Annotated in this window: 8 protein-coding genes; 2 read left to right on the forward strand and 6 right to left on the reverse strand. The window is 74.2% G+C overall.

The features are described 5' to 3' along the window. Window positions 1-142: 142 nt before the first annotated feature. The 3 genes from AC51EU_RS25710 to AC51EU_RS25720 form a co-directional block, all read right to left on the reverse strand. Window positions 143-916, reverse strand: a complete 774-nt coding sequence (locus AC51EU_RS25710; RefSeq protein ID WP_496269465.1) for an ABC transporter ATP-binding protein — start codon at window positions 914-916, stop codon at window positions 143-145. Window positions 917-1,173: 257 nt separating this feature from the next. Further along, window positions 1,174-2,250: a FecCD family ABC transporter permease gene (locus AC51EU_RS25715; RefSeq protein WP_496269458.1), complete on the reverse strand. Its 1,077-nt coding sequence runs from the start codon at window positions 2,248-2,250 to the stop codon at window positions 1,174-1,176. Further along, the gene (locus tag AC51EU_RS25720) at window positions 2,247-3,251 is read right to left on the reverse strand and encodes a FecCD family ABC transporter permease (RefSeq protein ID WP_496269459.1); all 1,005 of its coding nucleotides are present in this window, start codon (window positions 3,249-3,251) and stop codon (window positions 2,247-2,249) included. Before AC51EU_RS25720 ends, AC51EU_RS25715 begins: the two co-directional genes overlap by 4 nt. 153 nt (window positions 3,252-3,404) lie before the next feature. Here AC51EU_RS25720 and AC51EU_RS25725 point away from each other — a divergent pair, with 153 nt between their 5' ends. Next, a complete protein-coding gene (locus tag AC51EU_RS25725; protein ID WP_496269460.1) occupies window positions 3,405-4,037 on the forward strand; it encodes an HAD family hydrolase in 633 nt (210 codons plus the stop codon). Here AC51EU_RS25725 and AC51EU_RS25730 read toward each other — a convergent pair. Then, complete coding sequence (locus tag AC51EU_RS25730; protein WP_496269461.1) at window positions 4,013-4,252, reverse strand: hypothetical protein; 240 nt, start codon at window positions 4,250-4,252, stop codon at window positions 4,013-4,015. The two genes, AC51EU_RS25725 and AC51EU_RS25730, sit on opposite strands and share 25 nt — an antisense overlap. A gap of 252 nt (window positions 4,253-4,504) precedes the next feature. Here AC51EU_RS25730 and AC51EU_RS25735 point away from each other — a divergent pair, with 252 nt between their 5' ends. Next, complete coding sequence (locus AC51EU_RS25735; RefSeq protein ID WP_496269462.1) at window positions 4,505-4,888, forward strand: cold-shock protein; 384 nt, start codon at window positions 4,505-4,507, stop codon at window positions 4,886-4,888. Window positions 4,889-4,893: 5 nt separating this feature from the next. Here AC51EU_RS25735 and AC51EU_RS25740 read toward each other — a convergent pair whose 3' ends face one another. Beyond that, window positions 4,894-5,745: a 1,4-dihydroxy-6-naphtoate synthase gene (locus tag AC51EU_RS25740; RefSeq protein ID WP_496269463.1), complete on the reverse strand. Its 852-nt coding sequence runs from the start codon at window positions 5,743-5,745 to the stop codon at window positions 4,894-4,896. 11 nt (window positions 5,746-5,756) lie between these two features. Further along, a partial coding sequence (mqnB, locus tag AC51EU_RS25745) for a futalosine hydrolase (protein WP_496269464.1) occupies window positions 5,757-6,242 on the reverse strand: 486 nt, incomplete at its 5' end.

Raw genomic sequence — 6,242 nt, forward strand, 5'->3', positions numbered from 1 at the left:
GGCGACCGTGGTGGCGGCGGCGAGGACGGGGGTGCGGCGCCTGCAAGGGGCAGATCGGGACATGACATGTCCTTTCGGCTCGGACGGCGAGGGGGGAACGAGCGGTGCCGGAGACAAGTCCTGAGCGGCGGGCGGGGAGCGGTCAGTCCCGCTCCGGTCTCCAGGGGCTGCCCGGTACGACGAGGGGCGAGCCGGTGACCGGGTCGGGCACCACGACCGACGGCAGACCGAACACCTCGTGGACCAGCCCGGCGGTGACGATCTCGTCCGGGGGCCCCTGGGCGATGATCCGGCCGGCCTTCATCGCCACCAGGTGGTCGGCGTAGCGGGCGGCCTGGTTCAGGTCGTGCAGCACGGCGACGACGGTACGGCCCCGGTCGTGGTTGAGGCGGCGCACCAGGTCGAGCACCTCCACCTGGTGCGCGATGTCCAGGTAGGTCGTCGGCTCGTCCAGGAGGAGCAGATCGGTCTCCTGGGCGAGCGCCATGGCGATCCACACCCGCTGGCGCTGCCCGCCGGAGAGTTCGTCCACCGCGCGCTCGGCCAGCTCGGCCACGTCCGTCCGGGCCATCGCCTCGCCGACCGCGCGCTCGTCCTCCTCCGACCACTGCTGCCACCAGCGCTGGTGCGGCTGGCGGCCGCGGGCGACCAGGTCGGCGACGGTGATCGCCTCGGGGGCGACGGGGGTCTGGGGGAGCAGGCCCAGGGAGCGGGCGATCTTCTTGGTGGGGAGGGTCGCGAGGTCGGCGCCGTCGAGGAGGACGGCGCCCGACCGGGGCCGCAGCAGCCGGCCCAGCGACCGCAGCAGGGTGGACTTGCCGCAGGCGTTGGGGCCGACGACGACGGTGACGGCGCCGTGCGGCACGTCCAGGTCCAGGCCGTCGACGACGACGCGGTCCTCGTAGGCGAGGGTCAGTCCGCGGGCGGCGAGCCGGCTGCCGGGGGCGTCCGGGGCCTTGCCGTGCCCGGTGACGCCGGTCCTGGTTCCGCCGCTGCCGACCGTGCCGGTGCTGCTCACTGCCCCTCCGTCGTCCGTGTCGTGCTGTGGTGCTCCGAGCCGCGCCCGGCCGCTCCCCGTGGTCACATCGTTCCCGTCCGTCACGCGCGTCACGCCGTTCCTCGTTCCGTTCCGCCCGGCCCCTCCCCGTGACGCCTGTCCTCCCGCGGCCGGTTTCACGCGCGCCCGCCCGAGGTCCGTCCCCGCGTCCGGTGCCCGCGCACGATCAGCCAGATCAGGTACGGCGCGCCGACCGCCGCCGTCAGCACCCCCACCGGCAGCTCCGTCGGCGCGAACAGCGTGCGGGCCAGCAGATCACCGACCACCACGATGAACGCGCCCAGCAGCGCCGAGCACACCAACGGGATCTGCGCCGTCCGCGTCAGCCGACGGGCGATCTGCGGCGCCAGCAGCGCCACGAAGTCCACCGGCCCGGCCGCGCCGGTCGCCAGCGACGCCAGCACCACCCCGACGGCCACCAGGCCCAGCCGCGCCCGCCCCAGCCGGACCCCGAGCGCGGTCGCCGTGTCGTCGTCCAGCGAGACCGTCCGCTGCGCCCGCGCCGCCCACAGCACACACGGCAGCAGCACCAGCAGCGCCCACGCCAGCGGCTCCGCCTCCGCCCAGCCGCGCCCGTTGAGCGAACCGGTCATCCACACCTGCGCCTGCTGCGCGACGAGATAGTCCCCCTTGGTGAGGAACAGCTGGGTGACGGAGCGCAGCGCGACGGCGAAACCGATGCCGATGAGGACGAAGCGGGTGGCGTGCAGCCCGCCCCGCCACGCGAAGACGTACACCAGCCCCGCCGCCAGCAGCCCGCCGGCCACCGACACGTACGGCAGCACCGTGTACGAGGTCAGACCGAAGGTCATCGCGCCCACCGTCAGGGCTCCCGCGCCCTGGGTGACGCCGATGATGTCCGGGCTGGCCAGCGGATTGCGGGCCACCGTCTGGATCAGCCCGCCGGCCACCCCGAAGGCGGCGCCGACCAGCAGCCCCACCGTCATCCTCGGCAGCCGTAGCGTCCCCACCACCAGCTCCTGCGAGGACGGCCGCCCCAGCACCACCCGCAACGCCTCGGCCGGCGCGACCGCGCTCTCCCCGAGGCACAGATACGCCAGGCACCCCGCCGCCAGCAGCACGGCCAGCGCCACCGCGACCACGGCCGCCCGGCGGTGCAGCAGGAACGAGGCACGCCCGGCCCGCACCACGGCGTGACCGGCGGGCCGCGCGGTCGCCACGGGCGCGCTCATGCCGCCACCGCCTTCCGCCGTACCAGCGTCACCAGGAACGGCACCCCGATCAGCGCCGTCATCACCCCCGCCGGGACCTCCGACGGCGGGAAGACGATCCGCCCGACCGTGTCCGACACCAGGACGATCACCGGGCCCAGCAGCGCCGCCATCGGCAGCACCCAGCGGTGGTCGGAGCCGGCCACCGCCCGCGCCAGATGCGGGACGGCCAGGCCGACGAAGGCGATCGGGCCGGCCGCCGCGACACCCGCGCCGGTCAGCACCGTCGCCCCGAGCCCGCCGACGATCCGCACCACCGCGATGTTCTGCCCGAGGCCCTTGGCGACGTCCTCGCCGAGCGCCAGCGCGTCCAGACCCCGGGCTACCGACAGCACCAGCACCGTCCCCACCAGCAGGAACGGCCAGATCTGGGCCGCCACCGCGCTGTCCCGGCCGGTCAGCGACCCGACCTGCCAGAACCGGAACTCGTCCAGCGCCGCCGCCCGCGTCGTCAGCACCGCCATCGACACCGACACCAGCAGCGCGTTGACCGCGGCCCCGGAGAGCGCCAGTTTCACCGGCGTGGCGCCACCGCGCCCCCGGGAGGCGATGGCGTGGACGACGACGGCGGCGGCCCCGGCGCCCGCGAAGGCGAACCAGACATAGCCGGACAGGGTGTGCACCCCGGCCAGGGCGATCGCGAGGACCACCCCGACCGACGCGCCCTGGCTGATGCCGAGGATGCCCGGATCGGCGATGGGATTGCGGGTCAGGCCCTGGAGGACGGTGCCGGCCATGGCCAGCGCCGCGCCGACCATCAGACCGATCAGGGTGCGCGGCAGCCGCAGGAACCGCACCACCTGGGCGGCGTCCCCGTCCCCGCCGTGCACCAGCGCCGAGACCACCTCCGACGGTGCGAACGCGCGGCTGCCGACCGCCAGCGAGAACAGCACCGCCAGCAGCAGGGCGAGCACCGCCGCCCCCGTCAGGGCCGCCCTCCGGCCGCGTATCCGGGCCGTCATGAGCGGCGGTGGCGGGCGGGGAAGCGGCGGGCGGTTCGGGGCCGTCTGGTCTGGGCTGCTGACATCGCTTCCGTTCCAAGATCCGCCGGGGTGAGGTAAGGCAACGCTAAGGATACGACCCGGTCCCGTGCCGTCACGGGCACAATGGCAGGCATGGCTGCGCATCCCCTGACGGTCGGATTCGACCTCGACATGACGCTGATCGACTCCCGGCCCGGCATCCGGGCCGCCTACGTGGAGCTGTCCGCGCGCACCGGCACACCCATCGACGCCGACCTCGCCGTCACCCGCCTCGGCCCGCCGCTGCTGGAGGAGATCCGCCGCTGGTTCCCCGAGGAGGAGGCCGAGGCCGCGAGCGACCTCTACCGGGAGCTGTACCCCGAGTACGCCATCACCCCGACGCCCGCCATGCCCGGGGCGCGCGAGGCGGTCGCCGCGGTCCGCTCGGTGGTGCCCGGCGGACGCGCCGTCGTCGTCACCGCCAAGTACCGGCCCAACGCCGCGCTCCACCTCGAACACCTCGGCATCGCCCCGGACGCCCTCGTCGGCTCACTGTGGGCGGAGGACAAGGCCGAGGCACTGCGCGCCCACGGCGCCACCGTCTACGTCGGGGACCACACCGGCGATGTGCGCGGCGCGCGGGCCGCGGGCGCCCTGTCCGTCGCCGTCGCGACCGGCCCGTGCGGCGCCGGGGAACTGCGGGCGGTCGGCGCCGACGTCGTCCTCGACGACCTGACGGCGTTCCCGGCCTGGCTGGCCCGCTACGTCGCCGACGAGGCCGCCTGACGGCGCTGCGCGGTGACCGAGCGCACCATGCCCGCCCCGGAGACGAGGAAGCCGGCGCCCATCAGCATGCACAGCCAGTAGAAGAACCAGGGCAGCGGACGGGACCCCAGGAACAGCGGCATCATCGTCGCCAACGTGGCCACTGCGCCAACAAGGAACATGATCGCGCCGATTCGGACCAGGACATCTCCGGCCCCGCGAGTTTTGTCAGACACCTGACCAGGGTAAGTCGGCACCGGACGCACCGGGGAACCGCCCGGCGACGTCTTGTCACCGGCCGCCGGACCATTAGCCTTGGGGACGGCGGGGCTGTTGGCCCGCCGCACTGCTGTCCAGACCTGTTTGTCCCGCCCGCACCTTCCGCAGTGCACCCCGGCCTCCCGGCCACCCCCGCCCACACCATCACCCCCCCAGCACCCCCCACGCTTTTCCATCCCATTCCGACGAGTACGAGGACGAGGACAGACGTGCCTACCGGCAAGGTGAAGTGGTTCAACAGTGAGAAGGGCTTCGGCTTTCTCTCCCGCGACGACGGCGGCGACGTCTTCGTGCACTCGTCGGTGCTGCCCGACGGAGTGGACGCACTCAAGCCGGGCCAGCGCGTCGAATTCGGTGTCGTCGCAGGTCAGCGCGGTGACCAGGCGCTGACGGTGACCGTGCTCGACCCCACCCCCTCGGTGGCCGCCGCGCAGCGCCGCAAGCCCGACGAGCTGGCGTCGATCGTCCAGGACCTCACCACGCTCCTGGAGAACGTCACCCAGCAGCTGGAGCGCGGCCGCTACCCCGACAAGGCGCACGGCGCGAAGATCGCCGGCATGCTGCGGGCGGTCGCCGACCAGCTCGACGTCTGACCGGCTCAGACGAAACGCAGCGCGTCCCGGCCGAGGGGAGGCACCAGCCCCTCGGCCGCGGCACGCGTGAGCAGCCCGCGCACCGCCGCGTAACCGTGCTCGCCCAGATCCGCCGTGTACTCGTTGACGTACAGCCCGATGTGCTGGTCGGTGACGGACGGGTCCATCTCCTGCGCGTTCGCCCGCACGTACGGCCGGGACGCCTCCGGGTCGTCCCAGGCCATCCGCACCGACGTACGGGCCGCTTCCGCCAGCGTCCGCAGGGTCTCCTCGCCCAGCGACCGCTTCGCGATGATCGCGCCGAGCGGGATCGGCAGCCCCGTGGTCCGCTCCCAGTGGTCGCCCATGTCGGCCAGGCAGGCCAGCCCGTAGTCCCGGTAGGTGAAGCGCGCCTCGTGGATCACCAGGCCCGCGTCGACCTTCCCGTCCCGCACCGCCGGCATGATCTCGTGGAACGGCAGCACCACGATCTCGCCCACCCCGCCGGGCACCTCGGTCGCCGCCCACAGCCGGAACAGCAGATACGCCGTCGACCGCTCACTGGGCACCGCCACCGTCCGGCCCGCCAGACCCGCCGCCGTACCGCCGTCCCGGGTCAGCACCAGCGGCCCGCAACCGCGCCCCAGCGCCCCGCCGCACGGCAGCAGCGCGTACTCCTCCAGCACCCACGGCAGCACCGCGTACGACACCTTCAGCACATCGAACTCGCCGCGCTCGGCCATCCCGTTGGTGACGTCGATGTCGGCGAGGGTGACCGCCAGCTCCGGCGCGCCCGGGACGCGGCCGTGCGCCCAGGCGTCGAAGACGAACGTGTCGTTGGGGCACGGCGAGTAGGCGATCTGCAGCGGCCGGGTCACGGGGGTCCTCCTCAGGAGCGGGCCCGGTCCGGTTGCGGGCCGGGACGGCAGGGGCCTTCGAGCACGCCGGGCAGGGCGGCGAAGGCGCCGGTCAGGGCGGTGAGCGCGGGGCCGATCCGCCAGGCGGCGCGGTCGCGCGGACCGACGGCGTTCGAGACCGTACGGATCTCCAGCACCGGCACACCATGGGCAGCGGCCGCCTCGGCGACCCCGAAGCCCTCCATGGCCTCGGCCAGCGCACCGGGATGACGGGCGGCCAGCTCCGCCGCGCGGGCGGCACTCCCGGTCACCGTCGAGACGGTCAGCACCGGCCCGGTGACGGCACCCACGGCGTCGGCCACACCACGGACGAGCACCGGATCGGGCCGGTGCTCCACCGTCCCGAAACCCAGACCGGTCACCGGCACGAAACCCCCGGGCGTCTGCGCCCCCAGATCGGCCGCCACGATCGCGTCCGCGACCACGACCGACCCCAGCGGCGCGCCGGGCGCGAAACC

The sequence above is a fragment of the Candidatus Streptomyces philanthi genome (assembly GCF_059553635.1).

Coding starts and splice junctions, on each gene's coding strand:
- AC51EU_RS25715 (WP_496269458.1), bottom strand. CDS start 2,250: ATGAGCGCGCCCGTGGCGACCGCGCGGCCCGCCGGTCACGCCGTGGTG.
- AC51EU_RS25720 (WP_496269459.1), bottom strand. CDS start 3,251: ATGACGGCCCGGATACGCGGCCGGAGGGCGGCCCTGACGGGGGCGGCG.
- AC51EU_RS25725 (WP_496269460.1), top strand. CDS start 3,405: ATGGCTGCGCATCCCCTGACGGTCGGATTCGACCTCGACATGACGCTG.